22 protein-coding genes are annotated in these 21,762 nt (G+C 57.0%); 15 read left to right on the forward strand and 7 right to left on the reverse strand.

What is annotated here, in order from left to right; translation table 11 throughout:
• Nucleotides 1-2: 2 nt before the first annotated feature.
• On the reverse strand, nt 3-689 hold the full coding sequence (locus HW561_RS12020) for a rhomboid family intramembrane serine protease (RefSeq protein WP_176865062.1): 687 nt from the start codon (nt 687-689) through the stop codon (nt 3-5).
• An 86-nt stretch (nt 690-775) separates the two neighbouring features.
• Between HW561_RS12020 and trpS the strand changes: the two genes are divergently transcribed.
• From trpS to HW561_RS12085, 13 genes are all read left to right on the forward strand, one after another.
• Nucleotides 776-1,804, forward strand: coding sequence for a tryptophan--tRNA ligase (gene trpS / locus HW561_RS12025; RefSeq protein ID WP_176865064.1), 1,029 nt, complete (start codon nt 776-778; stop codon nt 1,802-1,804).
• Nucleotides 1,805-1,874: 70 nt separating this feature from the next.
• Nucleotides 1,875-2,738, forward strand: a complete 864-nt coding sequence (locus HW561_RS12030; protein ID WP_176865066.1) for a branched-chain amino acid aminotransferase — start codon at nt 1,875-1,877, stop codon at nt 2,736-2,738.
• 76 nt (nt 2,739-2,814) lie between these two features.
• Nucleotides 2,815-3,270 carry a universal stress protein gene (locus tag HW561_RS12035; RefSeq protein WP_176865067.1) on the forward strand — a complete coding sequence of 152 codons (456 nt, stop codon included), beginning with the start codon at nt 2,815-2,817 and terminating at the stop codon, nt 3,268-3,270.
• A gap of 9 nt (nt 3,271-3,279) precedes the next feature.
• Nucleotides 3,280-3,873 (forward strand): 2-hydroxychromene-2-carboxylate isomerase, encoded by a 594-nt coding sequence (locus HW561_RS12040; RefSeq protein WP_176865069.1) that lies wholly within the window; start codon nt 3,280-3,282, stop codon nt 3,871-3,873.
• A gap of 69 nt (nt 3,874-3,942) precedes the next feature.
• Nucleotides 3,943-4,506 (forward strand): NifU family protein, encoded by a 564-nt coding sequence (locus tag HW561_RS12045; protein ID WP_176865071.1) that lies wholly within the window; start codon nt 3,943-3,945, stop codon nt 4,504-4,506.
• Nucleotides 4,496-5,086 (forward strand): tRNA (adenosine(37)-N6)-threonylcarbamoyltransferase complex dimerization subunit type 1 TsaB, encoded by a 591-nt coding sequence (gene tsaB, locus HW561_RS12050; RefSeq protein WP_176865073.1) that lies wholly within the window; start codon nt 4,496-4,498, stop codon nt 5,084-5,086. The genes HW561_RS12045 and tsaB overlap by 11 nt, the downstream gene beginning before the upstream one ends.
• Nucleotides 5,083-5,496, forward strand: a complete 414-nt coding sequence (locus HW561_RS12055; RefSeq protein WP_176865075.1) for a GNAT family N-acetyltransferase — start codon at nt 5,083-5,085, stop codon at nt 5,494-5,496. The genes tsaB and HW561_RS12055 overlap by 4 nt, the downstream gene beginning before the upstream one ends.
• A 157-nt stretch (nt 5,497-5,653) precedes the next feature.
• Nucleotides 5,654-6,652, forward strand: a complete 999-nt coding sequence (locus tag HW561_RS12060) for a BMP family lipoprotein (protein WP_176865077.1) — start codon at nt 5,654-5,656, stop codon at nt 6,650-6,652.
• Between the two features lie 102 nt (nt 6,653-6,754).
• Nucleotides 6,755-8,284: an ABC transporter ATP-binding protein gene (locus tag HW561_RS12065; protein ID WP_176865078.1), complete on the forward strand. Its 1,530-nt coding sequence runs from the start codon at nt 6,755-6,757 to the stop codon at nt 8,282-8,284.
• Between the two features lies 1 nt (nt 8,285).
• Nucleotides 8,286-9,380, forward strand: a complete 1,095-nt coding sequence (locus tag HW561_RS12070) for an ABC transporter permease (protein ID WP_176865080.1) — start codon at nt 8,286-8,288, stop codon at nt 9,378-9,380.
• Complete coding sequence (locus tag HW561_RS12075; RefSeq protein ID WP_176865082.1) at nt 9,380-10,348, forward strand: ABC transporter permease; 969 nt, start codon at nt 9,380-9,382, stop codon at nt 10,346-10,348. The genes HW561_RS12070 and HW561_RS12075 overlap by 1 nt, the downstream gene beginning before the upstream one ends.
• 257 nt (nt 10,349-10,605) lie before the next feature.
• Nucleotides 10,606-11,526: a sulfite exporter TauE/SafE family protein gene (locus HW561_RS12080; RefSeq protein WP_176865084.1), complete on the forward strand. Its 921-nt coding sequence runs from the start codon at nt 10,606-10,608 to the stop codon at nt 11,524-11,526.
• Nucleotides 11,527-11,528: 2 nt separating this feature from the next.
• On the forward strand, nt 11,529-12,296 hold the full coding sequence (locus tag HW561_RS12085) for a TIGR02186 family protein (RefSeq protein WP_176865208.1): 768 nt from the start codon (nt 11,529-11,531) through the stop codon (nt 12,294-12,296).
• 3 nt (nt 12,297-12,299) lie between these two features.
• Here HW561_RS12085 and HW561_RS12090 read toward each other — a convergent pair whose 3' ends face one another.
• From HW561_RS12090 to HW561_RS12115, 6 genes are all read right to left on the reverse strand, one after another.
• Complete coding sequence (locus tag HW561_RS12090; RefSeq protein ID WP_176865086.1) at nt 12,300-13,028, reverse strand: SDR family oxidoreductase; 729 nt, start codon at nt 13,026-13,028, stop codon at nt 12,300-12,302.
• Nucleotides 13,025-14,557: an ATP-dependent DNA helicase gene (locus HW561_RS12095; RefSeq protein WP_176865088.1), complete on the reverse strand. Its 1,533-nt coding sequence runs from the start codon at nt 14,555-14,557 to the stop codon at nt 13,025-13,027. Before HW561_RS12095 ends, HW561_RS12090 begins: the two co-directional genes overlap by 4 nt.
• A 60-nt stretch (nt 14,558-14,617) precedes the next feature.
• Nucleotides 14,618-15,256 carry an acyl-homoserine-lactone synthase gene (locus HW561_RS12100; RefSeq protein ID WP_176865090.1) on the reverse strand — a complete coding sequence of 213 codons (639 nt, stop codon included), beginning with the start codon at nt 15,254-15,256 and terminating at the stop codon, nt 14,618-14,620.
• 83 nt (nt 15,257-15,339) lie between these two features.
• The gene (locus HW561_RS12105; protein WP_176865092.1) at nt 15,340-16,059 is read right to left on the reverse strand and encodes a helix-turn-helix transcriptional regulator; all 720 of its coding nucleotides are present in this window, start codon (nt 16,057-16,059) and stop codon (nt 15,340-15,342) included.
• Between the two features lie 365 nt (nt 16,060-16,424).
• The gene (gene ccrA / locus HW561_RS12110) at nt 16,425-17,711 is read right to left on the reverse strand and encodes a crotonyl-CoA carboxylase/reductase (RefSeq protein ID WP_176865094.1); all 1,287 of its coding nucleotides are present in this window, start codon (nt 17,709-17,711) and stop codon (nt 16,425-16,427) included.
• A 110-nt stretch (nt 17,712-17,821) separates the two neighbouring features.
• Nucleotides 17,822-19,198, reverse strand: a complete 1,377-nt coding sequence (locus tag HW561_RS12115) for a 1-acyl-sn-glycerol-3-phosphate acyltransferase (RefSeq protein WP_176865096.1) — start codon at nt 19,196-19,198, stop codon at nt 17,822-17,824.
• 51 nt (nt 19,199-19,249) lie between these two features.
• On the opposite strand from HW561_RS12115, the gene HW561_RS12120 reads away from it, so the two are divergent.
• Nucleotides 19,250-21,310 carry a protein meaA gene (locus HW561_RS12120; protein ID WP_268952747.1) on the forward strand — a complete coding sequence of 687 codons (2,061 nt, stop codon included), beginning with the start codon at nt 19,250-19,252 and terminating at the stop codon, nt 21,308-21,310.
• A gap of 125 nt (nt 21,311-21,435) precedes the next feature.
• A complete protein-coding gene (locus HW561_RS12125) occupies nt 21,436-21,753 on the forward strand; it encodes an H-NS histone family protein (RefSeq protein WP_176865100.1) in 318 nt (105 codons plus the stop codon).
• Nucleotides 21,754-21,762 lie beyond the last annotated feature (9 nt).

Genomic DNA, 21,762 nt, shown 5'->3' on the forward strand with positions numbered 1-21,762 from the left:
GATCAATCGCGCCGGATTCGCCCGACGATCCGGGCCCAGCCGCCCGGCGCCAGAAAAAAGGACAGGCCAAACCCGGTGGCAAACCCGCCCAGATCTGCCACCCAGTCCCAGTTGGCTCCAAATATCAGGCCGAACAGGAATTGGATGCCCATCAACACGGCAATCAATTGGAACGCCCTAGCCTGATTCTCGCCGACCAGAGATAACTTACGCCAGAGCAACCATGTGAAGGCTCCGATCAGCCCATAGACTGAGGGGAAGCCCCCGATCAGCGGATAGCTTGGGTCCAATGGCACCGCATAAATCAATGCGCCACCGATACCAGACAGAACAAAGATCAACAGCATCGAAAAGCCGCCAAACACCTCGGCCACCATCTTACCCATCGCCAACACGAACACGCAGACAAAGATCGCCTGTGTGAAATTGGCCGACACAAATGGATAGGTTACAAAACGGATGACATGTTCGAACGGCCAGCGGCCGTTCTGCACCATCCAGTCAAAGATTTCGGCCGAAAACGCATATTGCTGGATGGCATCCAGTCGCCACCCGATGGCCGACGGCCCGCCTACCAGCCCGCGCGAACCCAGCATGAACGCCAGCTCGATCCCCATAATGAACAGGACCAGCGCCACCACGACCGGCGGCAGAGGGTTCACGGGTGGTGTGTAATGCTCACTGCTCATTGGGTTGGCCTTTCCCGGCTGTTGACGTCCCTGTGCCTCATGGGTAAGCGACGAGGGCTGATTTTTCCAGACGGGAGTTCCCTTCGATGACCGAGACCCAATTCACGCCGCGCGTGTTTTCCGGTGCGCAGCCTTCGGGCAATCTACACCTTGGCAACTATCTCGGTGCACTTCGGAACTGGGTTGGCATGCAGGGTGCAGACTACGAAACCATCTATTGCATGGTTGATCTTCACGCGATCACAGTCTGGCAAGATCCAAGTGAGCTGCGCAAAGCAACGCGGGAGCTCTGCGCAGGCTACATCGCGTCCGGTCTGGATCCTGACAAGTCCATCCTGTTCAATCAAAGTCAGGTGCCTGAACATGCGCAACTGGCATGGATCTTCAATTGCGTCGCGCGCATGGGTTGGATGCAGCGGATGACTCAGTTCAAGGACAAGGCCGGTAAAAACGCACAGAATGCTTCACTGGGATTGTTCGCCTATCCGGCGCTAATGGCTGCTGACATCTTGATTTATCACGCAACCCACGTGCCAGTGGGTGACGATCAAAAACAGCATCTGGAACTGACCCGCGACATCGCAACCAAGTTTAATCACGACTTTGGGGTTGATTTCTTTCCCTTGACCGAACCGGTTATCCAAGGGGTTGCAGCCCGTGTGATGAGCTTGCGGGATGGATCCAAGAAAATGTCAAAGTCAGACCCGTCTGACATGAGCCGGATCAACATGACCGACGATGCCGATACGATCTCGAAAAAGATCCGCAAGGCCAAGACGGACCCAGAGGCGCTGCCATCGGAAACGGATGGTCTGGAAGATCGGCCCGAAGCCCGCAATCTGGTGAACATCTATGCGGCTCTCAGCGACCAATCCGCCGAACAGGTTCTGGCCGAGGTCGGCGGTAAGCAATTTGGTGAATTCAAGCCGATGCTGGCCGATCTGGCCGTTTCCAAGTTGTCTCCGATCTCAACCGAAATGGCGCGACTGATGGGAGAAGAGGCCGAGATCGACCGGATTCTAGCCCGTGGTGCAGAGAAGGCGCGGGCGATTGCCACACCGATCCTGCAACAGACCTACGAAATCGTAGGGATGGTCGGCGCGAAACAGGTCTGAGACCCGCGACAATCCGCTGGACCTCTGCCCGGCGCCCTCCTAGGGTCTGCCGGAAGCAGAGGAGGACGTCATGGCAACCGGCAAGAATATCCGGACCTATTTCGAAGGCCAGTGGCACGATGGGGATGCGCCCATCATGCGGGCTGCAGACCACGGGTCGTGGCTGGGATCTTCGGTCTTTGACGGTGCGCGGTATTTCGAAGGCATGGCCCCTGATCTTCATGCGCATTGCGTCCGCGTGAACCGGTCGGCCGAGGCGCTGATGCTGACGCCAACGATGACGCCAGAGCAGATGGTTGACCTGATCCGCGACGGGCTGCAGGCCTATAGCCCAGAATCAGCGGTCTATATCCGCCCGATGTACTGGGGAATCGACGGTGACCAGACGGCGATTGTGCCTCAGGAAAACAGCACCGGCTTCGCGATTTGTCTCGAAGAAATCCCGATGGCTCCCGAAACCGCCTCGGTCACCTTGACGACCACTCGATTCCGACGCCCTGTATTGGAAACCGCAGTCGTGAATGCCAAGGCTGGATGCCTGTACCCCAACAACGCGCGCATGCTGCAAGAGGCACGGGCTAAAGGGTTCTCGAACGCCCTGGTCGCGGACGCGATGGGGCATGTGGCAGAAACCGCGACGGCCAACATCTTTATGGTCAAGGATGGCGAAGTATTCACGCCAATCCCCAACGGTACATTTCTGGCCGGGATCACCCGCGCGCGCCACATCAAAAACCTGCGCGCAGATGGCGTGACTGTGCATGAAACAATCCTGAGCTTTGAGGATTTCCACGACGCGGACGAAGTGTTCATGTCTGGCAACATGAGCAAGGTCACTCCGGTAACAGCACTGGATGACACACAGTATCAGATCGGCCCCATTGCCCGCCGCGCGCGTGCGCTTTATTGGGAGTGGGCTGCAAGTGAACGCTAGCCAGACACTCGGGATTCCCCCGAGTTGCCAGCACGCAAACTGTCGGGCATGATCCCCGAAACCAAAGAGGACACCCATGCGCAAGTTCCTAGTTGTTCTAGATGACAGCCGCGAATGCCTGAACGCAATGCGGTTTGCGGCGATGCGCGCCGCGCATACAGGTGGCGGCGTCACAGTTCTGTCTGTAATCCCGCCTGACGAATTCAACCATTGGATCGGCGTCGCCGAAGTCATGCGCGAAGAAGCGCGTGAACGCATCCACGCGCATTTCGAAGTTTTTGCCAAGTGGATGCGTGACAAACAGGGCGTCGAACCCGAACTCGCCATCCGCGAGGGCGATCCGGTGCCGCAAATCATCGAACATGTTCAGTCGGACACTGAGATCGGCGTTCTTGTTCTTGGTGCTGGTACAGACAAGAAAGGCCCCGGCCCGCTGGTCACGCAACTGACACGGAATTCAGGCAGCCTGCCGATTCCGATTACTATCGTGCCCGGCGATCTAAGCAAGGAAAAGCTGGAAGAAATCACCTGAGGCGCACGCATGGCGACTACGGTTCAGTTCTGGTTCGAATTCGCCTCGACCTATTCCTATCTCAGCGCAATGCGGATCGTAAAGGTTGCTGCGACCCAAGGTGTGGTGATCGAGTGGCAACCCTTTCTGCTTGGGCCGATATTTGCGGAACAGGGCTGGAAGACATCACCTTTCAATCTTTATCCCGCCAAAGGGCGCTACATGTGGCGCGATATGGAACGGCTTTGTGCCAAACGCGGCTTGCCCTTGGTACAACCTGAGCCGTTTCCGCAAAACTCTTTGCAGGCCGCACGCGTGACTTTGTCCCTTGAGGACCAACAACAAAGGGCTGCATTTGTTCGCGCCGTCTACACTGCCGAGTTTGGTGAAGGGCGCAACATTTCGGAGTCAGGAGTCCTGAGAGGATGCCTTGACGCTGCGGGATTGCCTTCGGATGTGTTGGACCGGGCACAAGACCCGGACATCAAAAACGCGTTGTTCGAACAAACCGCGCGCGCCAAAGAAAACGGCCTGTTTGGCGCACCGAGTTTCATAGTTGGTACAGAGTTGTTCTGGGGCGATGATCGGCTTGACGATGCAATACTTCACGCCACTTCAATTTAGAATCGTTCCAAATCTTGACTTCCATCGCGCCTGCCCGCATATCAGAAGCATCTCAAACGGAGCTGCCCCATGTTCATCCAGACCGAATCCACCCCGAACCCGGCCACATTGAAGTTCCTGCCCGGCCAAACGGTGCTTGAGGCTGGAACGGCAGACTTCCCGTCTGCCGAAGCAGGTGAGAAATCACCGCTGGCCAAACGCATCTTTGCCGTCACTGGTGTCACGGGCGTGTTCTTTGGCAATGACTTCGTGACCGTGACCAAAGCCGAAGACGTACAATGGGATCACATCAAACCTGCGATTCTCGGCGCGGTGATGGAGCATTATCAGTCCGGTCAACCGGTGATAGGCGCGGATGCCACGACTGCATCGGGCCATGCCGAGCATTCCGGAGAAGACTCTGATATCGTCGACCAGATCAAAGATCTGCTGGATAGCCGCGTCCGGCCTGCAGTCGCGCAGGACGGTGGCGACATTACCTTCCACGGGTTTGATCGCGGCGTTGTTTATCTGCACATGCAGGGCGCATGCGCCGGCTGCCCATCCTCAACCCTGACGCTCAAGATGGGCATCGAGAACCTGCTGCGCCACTATATTCCAGAAGTGACAGAGGTTCGCCCAGTTGCCGTCTGACCCAACGATTCTCGCATTCGACACATCGGCCGCGCATTGCGCGGCCGCTTTGTTGCGGGACGATGAAATCGTGGCCTCACGGGCCGAGGCGATGTCCCGTGGTCAGGCCGAACGGCTCATGCCTTTGCTGGAAGAGGTATTGGCCGGGGCTGATTGCGCCTGGAAAGATCTGGATGCGATTGGCGTCGGCGTCGGTCCCGGTAATTTCACCGGTATTCGTATCTCGGTGTCCGCTGCACGCGGCCTTGCTTTGGGCCTCGCCGTTCCAGCAGTGGGGGTCACGGGTTTTGACGCGCTGGCAAGCATCGCCCCCACGGGGCAGATTCCGGCCATCCCGGCACCACGCGAACAGGTTTATGTAGGAACCGACGGGGCAGGCCCACGTTTGATAACGCGGGATGAGGCAGCCGCACTGGCACCGCTGTTCTTTTGTAGTGACCCAGAATTACAGGCAAAAGCTATCGCCCGGATCACCGCGTGCCGCTGGACAACGGGGCAGAACGCCCCGGCCCCGCTATATGTTCGCCCAGCGGATGCCGCCCCTTCAAGCGATGTGCCACCGGCTTTGTTGGACGAATGACTCCGCAGGAAATGGCATCAACCCATGCAGCTGCATTCAAGCAGTCCCGGCCATGGACTGCGGCCGAGTTTGCAGATCTGTTGGATAGCCGTTTTGTGCACTACGTCGGCACCCCTCAGTCATTTGCCCTGTTCCAGGTCATCGCGGGCGAGGTGGAGTTATTGACCCTTGCGACTCACCCTACCGTTCAAAGGCAGGGTCTGGCCGTGAAATGTATGGAAAATTGGCACAGCAAAGCCGTAGGCTTGGGCGCAACCCGGGCTTTTCTGGATGTCGCCTCGGACAACTTGGCCGCCATTGCGCTGTACGAACGATGCCAATACCGCCCGTGCGGTCAGCGCAAAGGCTACTATGCGCGCAAAAACGGCAAAAGCTGCGACGCAATCCTGATGGAGTGCACCCTGCCCTAGGGGAAGTTTGTATTTTCTGGACCGTTTGGTCAAAAATCAGTTGACCCGTGCGGTTGCAAACGGCCTTAATTCCCGCCATCACAACGGTTATGCTCGCTCTGAGTGGGTAAACGGGGCTATCTTGGCCCGGAACCGACGAAACCAACGGGAGTAACAAATGACCCTGATGAAATCCTTGATGGGCGCGGCTGCTGCGGTTGCACTGACAGCTGGTGCCGCACTGGCCGAACCAGCCCTGATCTTTGACCTGGGTGGCAAGTTCGACAAATCATTCAACGAAGCAGCTTTCAACGGTGCGAAACGTTGGGCAGACCAGACAGGAAAGTCCTATCGCGAGATCGAGCTTCAATCCGAAGCGCAGCGTGAACAGGCCTTGCGCCGTTTTGCCGAAGCAGGTGCGAACCCGATTATCACCATGGGTTTTGGTATGGCCGATCCGCTGAGCACCGTTGCCCCGGATTACCCGGACACCAAATTCGTCGTCATCGACGTGACTTGGCTTGATGCGCCAAACCTGCGTCAGGTCGGCTTTGCCGAGCATGAGGGGTCGTACCTTGTCGGCATGATGGCGGCGATGGCGTCAAAATCCGGCACTGTTGGGTTTATCGGCGGCATGGATGTTCCGCTGATCCGTCACTTTGGCTGTGGTTATGCACAAGGTGCGAAGGCAGTGAACCCTGACATCAACGTGGTTGCCAACATGACCGGCACCACACCGGCTGCATGGAACGACCCGGTGAAAGGTTCGGAACTGACCAAGGCCCAGATCAGCCAGGGCGCTGACGTGGTCTATGCGGCTGCGGGCGGCACTGGTGTTGGCGTTCTGCAAACTGCTGCTGACGAAGGCATCCTGTCGATCGGTGTGGACAGCAACCAAAACCACCTGCATCCGGGCAAAGTTCTGACTTCGATGCTCAAGCGCGTGGACGTTGCCGTTTATGACGCAATGAAAGCCGGTGACGAAGTGGAAACCGGCGTGTTCACAATGGGTCTGGCACAAGAAGGTGTCGGCGTCGCAATGGATGACAACAACGCTGAACTGGTGACCGAAGAGATGAGCTCGGCCGTTGACAAAGCGCGCCAGGATATCATCGACGGCAACATCTCGGTTGTCAGCTACTATGAGAACGACAGCTGCCCTGCACTGCAGTTCTGATATCGCGCGGGACGGAGAAACCTCCGTCCCGCATCCACTCTACCGTCTTTCGCGCTCTTACGATCTGGCAAAGGCGGTCCTTTCGGCAATTGAGGACAAGACATGACCGTCCCCGCCATTGAGCTCAAAGGGATATCCAAAGCCTTTGGGCCGGTTCAGGCCAACAAAGACATTTCCATCAGCGTCGCCCCCGGGACGATCCACGGGATCATCGGTGAAAACGGTGCAGGCAAGTCTACGCTGATGAGTATCCTTTACGGATTTTACAAAGCCGACAAAGGCGAGATCTGGATCAATGGTCAGCAGACCAGCATCCCGGACAGCCAGGCCGCCATTGCCGCAGGGATCGGCATGGTTTTCCAGCATTTCAAATTGGTTGAGAACTTTACTGTTCTTGAGAACATCGTCCTGGGCGCCGAGGATGGCGGGCTGCTGGGGCCATCTCTGGCCAAAGCCCGCAAAGAGCTGAAAGAGCTTGAGGAAGAATACGAGCTGTTCGTCGACCCCGACAAACGTATCGACGAAATCGGCGTTGGGGCGCAGCAACGCGTGGAAATCCTCAAGGCATTGTACCGCCGGGCCGAAATTCTGATTCTGGACGAACCAACCGGGGTTCTGACCCCGGCGGAAGCGGATCAACTTTTCCGCATCCTCGACCGGTTGCGGGCGGAAGGCAAGACAATCATCCTGATCACCCACAAGCTGCGTGAGATCATGGAGGCTACGGATACCGTCTCCGTCATGCGGCGGGGGCAAATGACCGCGACCGTCAAAACAGCCGAGACCAGCCCGCAGGAACTGGCCGAGTTGATGGTGGGCCGAAAAGTTCTGCTGCAAGTCGACAAGGTGCCTGCACAACCGGGCAAACCTATTCTCGAGATCGAAGGCCTGCGCGTCATCGATGAAGCGGGCGTCGAGCGTGTCAAAGGCATCGACCTGACCGTCCGCGCTGGTGAAATAGTTGGCATTGCAGGCGTGGCCGGGAATGGTCAGTCGGAATTGCTTGAGGTTCTGGGTGGTATGCGTCCTGGTCTGGGATCTATCAAACTGAACGGCGCGCCTCTGGCGCTCAGCGGGTCGGGATCAGATGGTCAGGCCCGTCGCGCGCAGCATATTGCACATGTGCCCGAAGACCGCCAACGCGAAGGTCTGATCATGGATTTTCATGCTTGGGAAAACGTGGCCTTCGGCTATCACCGTGATCCGGCCTACAAACGTGGCATCTTCATGGACAATGCCGCCCTGCGGGCCGACACCGAGCGCAAGATCGAGAAGTTCGATGTACGACCACCGGACGGATGGCTGGCAGCCAAGAACTTCTCGGGTGGCAACCAACAGAAAATCGTCGTAGCGCGTGAGATCGAGCGCAACCCAGACCTTTTGCTGGTCGGCCAACCGACACGCGGTGTGGATATCGGCGCAATCGAGTTCATTCACAAACAGATCGTCGCCCTGCGCGATCAGGGCAAAGCGATCCTGCTGGTGTCGGTCGAACTGGAAGAGATCTTCTCGCTCTCTGACCGGATCGCCGTGATGTTTGATGGACATATCATGGGCGAGCGCCTGCCGCAGGAAACAGATGAAAAAGAACTTGGCCTGTTGATGGCCGGTGTTGCGGGAGAGGCCGCGTAACATGGAAAAAATGCCTAAATGGGCCGATGTGGTGCTGATCCCATTGATCAGTCTGCTTTTGGCCGCACTTCTGTCGGCACTGGTCATCCTCGCCATCGGCGAGAGCCCGGTTGAGGCTGTCAACCTGATGATCACCGGTGCGCTGGGATCAACTTATGGCTGGGGCTACACGCTCTACTATGCGACCAACTTCATGTTCACAGGCCTGGCAGTAGCCGTCGCGTTTCATGCACGAATGTTCAACATCGGTGGCGAGGGTCAGGCAATGCTTGGCGGTCTTGGCGTCGCGATGGTGTGCCTCTATGTTCCCTGGCCACATTGGAGCATCGCACTTTTGGCGGCCTGTGCCGCTTCGATGCTGTTCGGTGCGGCCTGGGCTGCAATCCCGGCCTATCTGCAGGCCAAGCGCGGCAGCCATATCGTGATCACCACGATCATGTTCAACTTTATCGCAGCAGCCTTTCTGAACTACATGCTGGTCAACGTGATGCGGCCCAAAGGATCGATGGACCCGGCAACCGCGCGGTTTCCTGAAGCGGTGCATTTGCCGACACTGCACGAGCTTTTGGCGCCAATTGGGATCAACTTCTCCAAGGCGGCCCCAGCAAATATCTCGTTGCTCGTCGCGATCTTTGCCTGTTTCGTGGTCTGGGCACTGATCTGGCGGACCCGTTTGGGTTATGAAATCCGCGCCTACGGCCACTCGGAAACCGGCGCGGTTTATGCGGGAATTTCCCCTGTTCGGATCACCATTGTTGCAATGCTGATTTCGGGCGCTCTTGCAGGCCTGATGGCCACCAACAATGTCATGGGCGAAGCGGAACGGCTGGTGCTCAATTCGACCGAAGGCGCAGGTTTCATAGGAATCGCCGTTGCACTGATGGGTCGGTCGCATCCGTTTGGCGTGTTTCTTGCCGCCATTCTGTTCGGGTTTCTGTATCAGGGCGGGGCAGAGCTGGCGCTTTGGACATCGATCCCACGCGAACTGATTGTTGTCATTCAGGCTTTGGTGATTCTGTTTACAGGGGCGTTGGATAACATGGTCCGCATGCCTCTTGAAAAACTGTTCCTGGGTCTGCGGAAAGGGGTGGAGTGATGGAGTTTTTCGTTACACTCATCCAGGTTTTCGATTCCACGATCCGTCTGGCAACCCCTTTGTTGCTGGCCTGTTTGGCCGGACTTTACTCCGAGCGTGCGGGCATTTTCGACATTGGCCTTGAAGGCAAGATGCTGATGGCCGCGTTTTTCTCGGCAGCGGTTGCAGCTGTAACGGGATCTGTGTGGCTGGGTTTGCTGGCAGGTATCGCCTCATCACTTGCACTGTCCGGTTTACACGGGCTCGCCTCGATCACGTTCCGGGGCAATCAACTGATCTCGGGCGTTGCCATCAACTTTCTTGCTGCCGGGATGACGGTCCTTGTGGCCCAAAGTTGGTTTCAGCAAGGCGGGCGTACACCGTCTCTGTTTGGCGGTGGGCGTTTCACTCCGATCGAGTTCCCCTTTGCTGAAGCCATCAGCACAGTGCCAATCATCGGGCCAATCTACTCCGAACTGCTCTCGGGTCATTCGATACTGGTTTATATCGCGTTCCTGATGGTTCCCCTGACATGGTGGGTTTTGTACCGCACTCGGTTCGGTCTGCGCCTGCGTGCAGTAGGTGAAAACCCTGCGGCAGTGGACACGGCGGGAGTATCGGTGGTCGGCCTGCGGTACGCAGCCGTCGCGATCTGTGGCGTGCTGTGCGGTATCGCCGGCGCTTATCTGGCCACGGCCTTGCAGGCCGGGTTCGTCAAGGAAATGACCGCTGGTCGTGGGTTCATCGCACTGGCCGCGTTGATCTTCGCGAAATGGCGCCCGTGGCATGCGATGGGGGCCTGCCTGTTGTTCGGTCTTCTGCAAGCCGTAGCATTGCGGTTCCAGAACATCGATCTGGGTGGCGTGGTGATTCCGGTGCAGGTGATGGATGCCCTGCCTTACATCCTGACCGTGGTGATTTTGGCCGGGTTCGTCGGCAAAGCCATTCCGCCGCGTGCGGGTGGCGAACCATACGTGAAAGAGCGCTGATAGGTCCAGTTCGGGGCCAATGTTCAGTCCTGTTCGCTGCAGGGCGGCATGCAGAGTTGATTTTGCATGCCGCAACCGCTCTAAGAGGGTATGTGTGTGTGTTCTCTGACAAATGAGTCTACGAATCCCCCCTTGCGGGCCGCAACAGCATGCGGAGATTATTGCCAGCCCACAAAACACATTCAGTTTTCACAATGTCTCGCTGAACGCAGCCTTAGCACGTTGCGCAGCACAACAATGCGCAGCTAGAAGAAGCCATGCAAATATATCTTCCCATAGCCGAAGTCTCTGTGAACGCCTTTTTGCTACTAGGACTTGGCGGGATGGTCGGCGTCCTGTCCGGCATGTTCGGTGTGGGTGGCGGGTTCCTGATGACCCCGTTGCTGTTTTTCATCGGCATACCTCCTGCTGTTGCCGTGGCGACCGAAGCCAACCAGATCGTGGCATCGTCATTCTCAGGTGTTCTGGCACATTTCCGTCGAAAGACGGTGGACCTGAGAATGGGCACCGTCCTACTAGTCGGTGGATTAGTCGGGGCTGCTCTGGGTGTTGTTGTGTTCAACTACCTCAAAAGTCTTGGCCAGGTCGATCTGTTGGTCACGCTGTGTTACGTGGTCTTTCTTGGCGTCATTGGGAGTCTGATGTTTGTCGAAAGCCTGAGAGCCCTGCGCAAAGCCAAGAAAGGCGGGGGGGCGCCCGCCAAACGGCGGCAACGCGGCTGGATCCACGCGCTGCCCTTCAAAATGCGCTTTCGCACATCAGGCCTATATATCTCGGTGATTCCACCGGTTCTGGTGGGCCTGTGCGTCGGTGTCCTGTCGGCCATCATGGGGGTCGGCGGCGGGTTCATCATGGTACCCGCCATGATCTATCTGCTGGGTATGCCAACCAAAGTCGTTGTTGGCACGTCCCTGTTTCAGATCATCTTCGTGACCGCCTTTACAACGATGCTGCATGCCACCACCAACTACACCGTTGACGTGGTACTGGCCGTTCTGCTGCTGGTTGGCGGCGTCATCGGCGCGCAGATCGGGACAGTGATCGGCGCCCGTATGCCGGCAGAACAACTGCGGGTCTTGCTGGCCGCACTGGTTCTGGTGGTCTGCGGCAAGCTGGCGCTTGATCTTCTACTGGAACCGACCGAGCTGTATTCGCTTGGCAGAAGCGGGGGGCACTGATGATGTTGCGTCCGCTAATCGCGATTTTGTGCTTGTTGTGCATGCCTGCCGCGGCAGCAGACGAGCAGGTTGTCCTTGGCCTGAGTCAGGACCGCGTTGCCATTACCGCCAATTTCGACGGTTCGGAAATCCTTATCTTCGGCGCCGTCAAGCGCGAAGCCCCCATTCCATCGGGACCACCGCTGGAGGTCATCGTGGCCTTGGCCGGACCATCCGAGCCTGTAACGGTGAGACGCAAAGAAAGGAAGCTGGGCATTTGGGTCAACACCGACAGTGTTCTGGTCGACCTTGCCCCCAGTTTCTATGCCGTTGCCACCAGCGGACCGCTGGGCGCTATCCTGACGGATACCGAAGACCTGCGCTATCGGATTTCGATCGAACGCGCCATCCGCTCGGTCGGGGCGGCGATGAATATTCGCGGCGCACAGGACTTCGCGGACGCAGTTGTTCGCATCCGAGAGGATGAAGACCTGTATTCGATCCGCGAAGATACCGTCGCCGTGGATGAGCAGACCTTGTTCCGCACCTCGATCGCCATGCCTTCGGATCTGACTGAAGGCGACTACGTTGCGCGTATCTTCCTGACCCGTGGCGGCGAAGTCATTTCGCAATACGAAACCCTAATAGATGTTCGCAAGGTCGGTCTGGAACGTTTCCTGTTCAACATGTCCCGGCAACAACCCGTTTGGTACGGTTTGATGTCACTGGTCATCGCGATTGCGGCCGGCTGGGGAGCATCCGCGGCCTTCCGCCTGTTGCGCGAGAAGTAACCTTCACCCTCTGCCGATATAGGGCATGGTGGTGGCCATCACGGTCATGAACTGGACATTGGCTTCGGATGGCAATGTGGCCATGTGCAGGACGGACCGTGCGGCGTCTTCGACGGCCATGGTGGGATCGGGGGTGTTGCCCCCGGCAATCGCGGCATCGACTAGATCTTGGATCATCTGCGTTCGCGCATTTCCAATGTCGATCTGTCCGCAAGCAATTCCAAAAGCGCGCCCATCCAGTGACAGGCTGCGAGTCAGGCCAGTGATGGCATGTTTTGTTGCCGAGTAATGCACGGAATTCGGACGCGGAACATGGGCGGAAATTGATCCATTGTTGATGATCCGACCGCCTTGCGGCGTCTGATTGCGCATGATCCGAAACGCCTCGCGGGCACTCAGGAACATGCCGTTCAGGTTCACGTTGACGCTTTGATACCAGTCATCCAGCGCGATTTCATCGATCGTGCCGCCCGGTGCAAAGATACCTGCGTTGTTGAACAGGACATTCAGCGCACCCGCTTGATCAGTAAAAGATTTGAACGCATCGGCAACTGCAACTGGGTCCGTTACATCTGCAACCAAAGAGATCGCGTTCCGGTGCGCCGCGGCCATAGCGGTCAGCGTGCCTTCACTGCGTGCAAGCAGTCCCACGGTCCAGCCTTCATCCAAAAACAACTCGGCCGTGGCGCGTCCGATTCCAGAACTTGCGCCCGTCACGATGATGGATTTCATATCTCTTCCACCTCCAATGTCAACGAGGCCGCCGGAACCGTTCGCAGGTCATCTACACGCAGCGGATAAGTCGGTTTCGACAAGCGATTGCGCACCACCCAGATCAACCGCTCCTGCGCGCGAGTAATGGCAACATATGCCAGACGCTTCCACAAAGGCTGTCCCGCCTCGGTGCGCCCCATTCGGGCGGCGGCGTATAAATCGGGTGCAAAGACCTGAACAGTGTCCCACTGCGATCCCTGCGCCTTATGGATGGTCACCGCAGCACCATGCAGGAACGTGGCCCCCATCCGCGCGGCAAAAGGAATGAAGGGCTCTTCCTCATCCGGTTTTTCGATCTGGACAATTGACGCAGCACTGACCTGAGGGTCTTCGGCGCCCATCACATGCAATCTGGAAAACCCCGGCTTACGCCCCGGCCCCAGATAAATGACCTGAGCGCCCTTGATCAGCCCCCTCGCCTCAAGATCCAACCGTTTCTTGCGGTGTTTCAAAGGCAACTCAATTCCGTCGCAGATCAGCGGCTCGCCCTCCACCAACTCGGTATCGGGGGCGCCATGGACCTGTCGGAACGCCTGTATCAAACGGATACGCGTTGCGTTGCGCCAGACCAAAACCGGGCTGCGAGCCATCAGATCGACCTCGACCCGCTGCCCCCAAACCACCCTGTCGTCCTGACGGGCGGTTTGTTCAATCATCCGTTCAAAATCCTCAAACCCCACCGCCGGATCGGACAGCGCATGGGCCAGATCCAGAATTGGGTTATCGGCATCTTGCCTGTGAACGCGGTGAAGCGTCAGCTTTCGCGGCTCGGGCAGCCCTTCGAACACCATGCTGCCGGATTGATTGACCGGAGCCAACTGCGCCGGATCGCCGAACAGCAAAAGGGTTGGGAATATCTCTTTCAGGTCTTCGAATTGCCGGTCATCCAACATCGACGCCTCGTCAACGAACCCGATATCCAGCGGCTCGTCCCGACGTTTCCAACCGGTAATAAAATCTGATCCGCGCAAACCTGCAGCCGCCAGCGCACCCGGGATGGATTTGTTGTTGGCGTAAAAGGCTGCTGCCCGGTCCAACGCCTCGTCTGTCAGGCCTTCGACCTCAGGTCGCTCGTCGTTGCCTGCCAACCACTCGGCAATGCGCTCATATTCCGGATCGTAGACAGGCGTATAGAGGATCCGATGAATGGTTGTCGCCGGAACACCGCGCAGTCGCAGGACACTGGCTGCCTTGTTGGTCGGCGCCAATATCGCAAGGCTGCGTTTATCCTTCGACTTACGGCTTTCATAGTCGCCAGATACGATCTGAACACCCGTTTCGGCCAATGCCTTGTAAAGCTCGGCCAATAACAGGGTCTTACCCGATCCAGCCTTGCCAAGAACGGCCATAACGCCGGATTCTCCGCCCCCGGGTAGCTTGAGCAGGGCGTCATCTTCCAGGTCCACACCTGCTGAGCGCAGCATTTCGGCAATGCTGTCAAAAGCGGCGGCCTGATCATCTGAGAAGGTAACATTCGGCAACGACATGGCGCGACCCTACAGGGCCGCGCCAGCCACCACCAGATGCGGATTCGTGTTTTCCCGCCTTCAGGCCGACAGTGCAAACCGGTGCTGTTTGGTCGGACCAAACGCGGTTGTGAACCACAGACGCGAAAGCTCTCGTGGAATGCCCGCCCTTTCGGCCACGCGATTGCAATCCTCGGCGGAATAGGGCCACAGCCCGACCGAAATCTGGTCACGCCCGGTCCCCTCGGTCCCAAGCACAACCGGTGAAGATCCAATCAGACGATAGATCCGAATCATGCGTGCATCAAAGACTCCGGCGATGTGGGTCAGGCCAAATCCTTCCATCATTTCGCCAGCGCTCAGCATTATGGCACCCGCAGTGTGCGGACTGGCGGTGCGGGACAGACAGAACCGCGTAACCTCCCAGATCAGGGGGCTGCGGATCGGGTCACCGCCAGTCAAATGACCAAAGATATCATTGATCATCACTGGCCCGGTCGTCGGCAAGATCCGCATCGACCCACCATGGCTGCCATCGGGTTCCTCCCAGATGACATAAAGCGGGTTCAGATCGTCGTATTGATCCCGCTCTTCCCCTTTTTCATTAACGTGAACGTCCCAACCCAATCTGGTTTTGAACTGATCTGCGCGATCCCGAAACATCCCGTCGGCCAAAGCCGGAAATTTATGCAGCTCATCAGCATATAGATAACGCAACATGACTTGTTCCCCTTGTCGTCCTGTGCAGGAACGAAGGGGGTACAGACACGTGGTTAATTTACGGTGTGAGAACCGCGCGGTCTTTAAACGACTATTAATCCTCGGCTAAGCGCCGTTGCGATCGCATGGGTCGTATTCTGGGCGCCCAATTTGGAACGCGCGCTTTCAATATAAACCCGCAACGTATGTTCCGAAATTGACAGGGAATGTGCCACCTGAGCACGGCTATAGCCCAGCGCCAAAAGGGTAATTGCATCAATTTCTCTGGGCGATAGTCCGCGCGGTGACTCCGGTTGCCTTTCTTTCTCGAACTCCAGCGCTTTTCGGTTGATGTAATGTGCGATCAGGATCAACTCGCGCCCGTAAGTCGAAATAAACTGCTGCCATGTTTCGTCGTCGCAGCTGTGATTGACGGTAAACAGGGCAAATTGCCCGTTTGGACCACGGATCGGGATGGAATAACCCTGATTGCTTATCCCGTGACTTTGCGCATCCTGAAGGAAGGCTTTGGCAACTTTGCCAGACCAATCAAGAGATTTCCAATCGACCGGATGAAACCGTTGGAAGCATCCCAGAATTACGGGGTCGATCCTGTGATAGTTTTTGTCCCGGTACCTTTCTTCCCAAGTATCCGAGTAGGTCGTACATCCATATTGGTCGCCGGCCCCATCGACCCAGTGATACGTCAGATGCTCAATCCCAAGCATGGCTCGCAAGCGAAATGCAACGCCGCTGAGCTCGTCAAGCGTGTTGGTGTTTTCCAAATCCTGCTGGATCTGACCCCAATCGAGTTCTGTTCCCATCCGCGGGCGCCCGTGCCTCATCCTTCATGGACGCGATCTCGGCCGCCGCGATCAACCTGGTGTCATCAAGCTGCTCGGCCAACGTGCTCAACCCATTCGCAACGGCGAAAGCGTTGAGGTCCGACAATACGTCCAATATCCACTCATTTTGCGCCATCAGGGTCTCTCTGAAACAGTTAACGAAGGGTTAACACAACCATAACATGTATGGTGTTTTTCGGCATATTCACCGGTTTCTACTCCCCAGAAACAGCGAGGGGGTATTTTACAACCCATTGAAAGTCTGAAAGGTGCATTCAAAACGCACAACACCCACGAACCGCCAGAGCGATTCGCGGGTGTTTTATGTCTACAACCCGTGCGGGTTAATCGCGTGCGTCCAGAACCTCTTCCAGCGTCCGCAGGCCAGTGCGAGGGGCCTGAACCAGAACGGACATGTTACCCGGCTTATGCTCATTCCGCAGCATCTTCATATGCGCCTCGGGCAGATCGTTCCAAGTAAAGACCTCGGACATGCAGGGATCAAGGCGGCGCTCGACCATCAGCTGGTTTGCGGCGGCCGCCTGCTTGAGATGCGCAAAGTGCGACCCCTGCAAGCGCTTCTGGTGCATCCACATATAGCGAACATCAAAGGTCAGATTGTAGCCGGTGGTGCCGGCACAAATCACGACCATACCGCCCTTTTTGACCACAAAGGTCGAAACCGGGAAGGTGCTTTCGCCAGGATGCTCGAACACCATGTCGACATTCACACCCTTGCCGGTGATGTCCCAGATCGCTTTACCGAATTTACGCGCTTCTTTGAACCAGTCAGCGTATTCCGGCGTGTTGACTGTGGGCAGCTGCCCCCAGCAATTGAAATCCTTACGGTTCAGAACACCTTTTGCGCCCAGCCCCATAACAAAGTCACGTTTGCTTTCGTCCGAGATCACACCGATCGCGTTGGCGCCAGCCGTATTGATCAGCTGGATCGCATAAGACCCCAGCCCCCCTGATGCGCCCCAGACCAGAACGTTCTGACCCGGCTTCAAGTCATGCGGCTCATGACCGAACAGCATCCGGTACGCGGTTGCCAGCGTCAGCGTGTAGCAAGCGCTTTCTTCCCAGGTCAGGTGCTTGGGACGCGGCATCAGCTGTTGTGACTGAACGTTGGTAAACTGCGCGAATGATCCATCGGGGGTCTCATAGCCCCAGATACGCTGCGAGTCCGAAAACATCGGGTCGCCGCCGTTACATGCCTCGTCGTCACCGTCATCCTGGTTGCAGTGGATCACAACCTCGTCGCCCACTTTCCAGCGCTTGACCTTATCGCCGACAGCCCAGACGATACCCGACGCATCCGAACCGGCAATGTGGAACGGCTGCCCATGACCATCAAACGGGCTGATCGGCTTTCCCAGCGACGCCCAGACACCATTGTAGTTCACACCAGCGGCCATAACGAGAACCAGCACTTCGTGACTGTCCAGCTGCGGGACATCGACGACTTCCAACTGCATGGCCGTATTCGGCTCGCCGTGACGCTCTTTGCGGATTGCCCAAGCGTACATTTGTTTGGGGACATATCCCATCGGAGGGATCTCACCCATTTCATAGAGGTCTTTTTCGGGTGCCTCGTACGACGTGATACCGTTTTCGGTGTCCAGAGCCATGCTGGCCTCCTTTTTTTATGCCTTTGCCGCGATGCAGAATCGCGTGCTCCCAAGATCAGATATTAACCGTTAAGAAATAATGCAACCTTTTTTGACGCTAGTTTGTAATTTTATGACCCAGCAGGTGCAGAAATTCCCTTTGCAGGTGCAGTATCATCAGGTTGCATGATGAGTGGTACAGATGCGGCATAATAATTCAGCAGATCGACGCGCTGCCCAGAAAGGGAAAGTGTGTTCCCTTGCCTGCTCAGGATTCGACGCTCGACCAATTGGTCAATCGCGCTTGATATGGCCTCTGCATTTGCATCATCCTGCCCCATCATAGCTTCGATCCGCGCTCGAACCTCATCCTCTGGCATGGAGACATTTTCCCGCAACAGCCAACACGCCGCCGGAGCGGGCACCAAGGGAACTGACCGACCTATTCGCTGTATCAACTCTCGCGCCAGATCCGTTATGTCATCATTCTCGCGGCGACTGCGGAAATCCTGCAGCGAAATCGGCTTGCCATATCGCACCGAGGCCAGTCCGAACCGCTTGTATCGGCCGATCAGACGTCGCCAGATCTGTTTCAACACCCATCGCGTGATGACCCCGATTCTAGCTCGGAACCGCCGTTCCGTGCCCAGCGCGGCCCGGGTCAGGATCGTATCCTCAAGCACCCGATCATAGTTCAGCGCTACCGGCACAAAGACCACATCCCGTCCATCCGGCGAGGTTCCGTCCATGATGTATTTGAGCAGCCCCAGTTTTGGACGACCCAAAGCGCCGGTCAGACTCAAACCGCCCTCGGGGAACATTGCCTGCGTCACACCCGCCTCTGTCGCGTGACGCACGTAGCTGGACAGGACCTGACGATATAATTCGCTGCCTGACTTTCGCCGGATGAAATAGGCTCCCATCGCTCGGATCAGGCGGCTGAGCGGCCAGACCCGCGCCCATTCCCCCACGGCGTAGGACAGCGCAGACTGTCGCGCCGCAAGGTAGGTGACGAGCACGTAGTCCATATTGCTGCGGTGGTTCATGACAAAGACAACAGTAGCCTCTGGGTCGATACCTTTGACGGCCTCTTCATCTTCATAGCTCAGGCGCACATCGTAGAATGTGTTGCTCAGCAGCCGCGCCAGGCGGATCGCGAAGCTGAAATAGGCTACAGCAGAGAATGACGGGACAATCTCGCGCGCATAGCGGCGCGCCTGTTCAAAGGCGACAGCCTCGGGCATCCCCGACTCACGCGCGTGTTGCTGCACTGCATGCCCAACCTGTGGATCATAGATCAGACGCTGGATCATGTCGTGCCGACGCGCCAGCTTGAAGGGCTGGATAGGCCGTTGCAGGCGCTTGTTCAGGCGGGCGACGGCCCGTTCCAAACGACGGCGAAAGAACCAGCGGACGGACGGGAACAAAAAATGCGATGCCAGAGTGACCATGGCAAAGACCACGATCAGCACAAATAGCCAAATCGGAAGTTCCACGGTTTGCGTCATGCGCGTACAGTGCCATCATTCGCATCGGCCCACAATCTGAACAATCACGGGATGCCGCAACGCAGCGAATTGACTTATCCCGAAAATTGCGCTTTAGAACCCAAAGACGAAACTTTGTTACCCGCAGATACACGAGGCTACCTCATGACGCAGACGCAGAAAGATCGCCCTTGGCTCATCCGGACTTATGCCGGTCACTCAACCGCCAAAGCCTCGAACGCGCTGTACCGGGGCAATCTGGCCAAAGGTCAAACCGGGCTATCTGTGGCTTTCGATTTGCCGACACAAACTGGGTATGACAGCGATCATACGTTGGCGCGTGGCGAAGTGGGCAAAGTCGGGGTACCCGTCGGACATCTGGGGGATATGCGGGTTCTGTTCGATCAGATTCCGCTAGAGCAGATGAACACCTCGATGACGATCAACGCCACGGCCCCTTGGTTGCTGGCGCTTTATATTGCCGTGGCCGAAGAACAGGGGGCCGATGTGTCCAAGCTGCAGGGCACTGTGCAAAACGATCTGATCAAGGAATACCTGAGCCGTGGCACTTATGTCTGCCCGCCGAAACCCTCGCTCAAGATGATCGCGGACGTAGCCGAGTACTGCTATACCAACGTGCCGAAGTGGAACCCGATGAACGTGTGTTCCTATCACCTGCAAGAGGCCGGCGCGACGCCCGAACAAGAACTGGCTTATGCCCTGGCCACTGCCATCGCAGTTCTCGACGAACTGCGCCCGCGTGTTCCGGCCGAAGACTTCCCTGCACTGTGCGGTCGGATCTCGTTTTTTGTGAATGCCGGCATACGGTTTGTCACCGAAATGTGCAAAATGCGCGCCTTTGTCGACCTTTGGGGCGAAATTCTGCAACAACGCTATGGAGTCGAGGATCCCAAGTTCCGCCGCTTCCGTTATGGCGTTCAGGTGAACTCGCTGGGTCTGACCGAACAGCAGCCTGAAAACAACGTCTACCGCATCCTGATTGAAATGCTGGCCGTGACGCTGTCGAAAAAGGCCCGTGCCCGCGCAGTTCAACTGCCCGCCTGGAACGAAGCGCTGGGCCTGCCCCGCCCCTGGGACCAACAATGGTCGATGCGGATGCAACAGATCCTGGCCTACGAAACCGACCTGCTTGAATTTGGTGACCTGTTTGACGGCAACCCGTCTGTAGACGCCAAGGTTGAGGAACTAAAAGAGGGCGCACGCGCCGAACTGGCGAACCTCGATTCAATGGGCGGCGCTGTTGCCTCGATCGAATATATGAAATCCCGTCTGGTGGATTCAAATGCGGAGCGCCTGAACCGGATCGAGCGTAACGAGACCGTCGTCGTCGGTGTGAACAAATGGACCGAGGGCGAACCTTCGCCGCTGCAGACAGAGGATGGCGGTATCATGGTCGTTGATCCCGCCGTTGAACAGGAACAGATCAACCGCCTGAACGAGTGGCGTACTGCGCGAGATGACGCTGCGGTTACTGCGGCATTGGCCGCCCTGCGTACAGCAGCGCAAACTGGCGCCAATGTCATGGAGCCGTCCATCGCTGCGGCCAAGGCGGGCGTGACCACGGGTGAGTGGGCCGAGGAAATGCGCAAAGTCTATGGCACCTATCGCGGCCCGACCGGCGTGTCCGGCTCTGTTTCAAACAAGACCGAAGGATTGGAAGATCTGCGTGCTGCGGTCGATGCGGTCAGCGACAAGCTGGGCCGCCGCCTAAAATTCCTGGTTGGCAAGCCGGGACTGGACGGTCATTCGAACGGTGCCGAGCAGATCGCCTTCCGCGCGCGGGATTGCGGCATGGATATCAGCTATGAAGGCATCCGGCTGACGCCCGAGGAAATCGTCTCGGCCGCAATCGAGGACGACGCCCATGTCATTGGCTTGTCGATCCTGTCAGGCAGCCATCTGCCTCTGGTCGAAGACGTCATGGTCCGTATGCGCAAAGCAGGATTAACCCATATTCCCGTTATCGTGGGAGGGATTATCCCGGATGAAGACGCAATCAAGTTGAAATCCATGGGAGTATCCAAAATTTATACCCCAAAAAACTTCGAGCTTAATGCGATCATGGGTGACATCGTAACTTTAGTTGACCCAAAAAACCTCGCCGCCGAGTAACATACACTTTATCCGATGAATTCCTCGTTTCTATTCCCTGAATATTGGGGATAGTATGTTCCGATGTTTGGAATTACGGTGCGCAATTGTGCTCACCGAAATGACTGTTGATACGGAGAAGAATGATGGGGATCAATCTGGAAAAAATGTCACGCAAAGACCTTTTGGAATTGCGTGACGGGGTCGAAAAGGCCTTGGCGAATGCCGAAAAACGCGAGCGTCAGGAAGCATTGAAAGCCGCTGAAAAAGCGGCGGCGGAATTCGGATTTTCCTTGTCCGAATTGTCTGGCGACGCACCGCGCACTGCAAAAGGCACCAAAGCAAAAGCAAAATACCGCAATCCCGCCGCGCCGGAACAAACCTGGACTGGTCGCGGTCGCAAACCACAATGGATTCATGACGCCTTGAAAGCGGGCGCGGATATTTCCGATCTGGAAATCTAATCGAGGATT

It is taken from the genome of Ruegeria haliotis (assembly GCF_013377785.1).
Lineage (GTDB): Bacteria > Pseudomonadota > Alphaproteobacteria > Rhodobacterales > Rhodobacteraceae > Ruegeria > Ruegeria haliotis.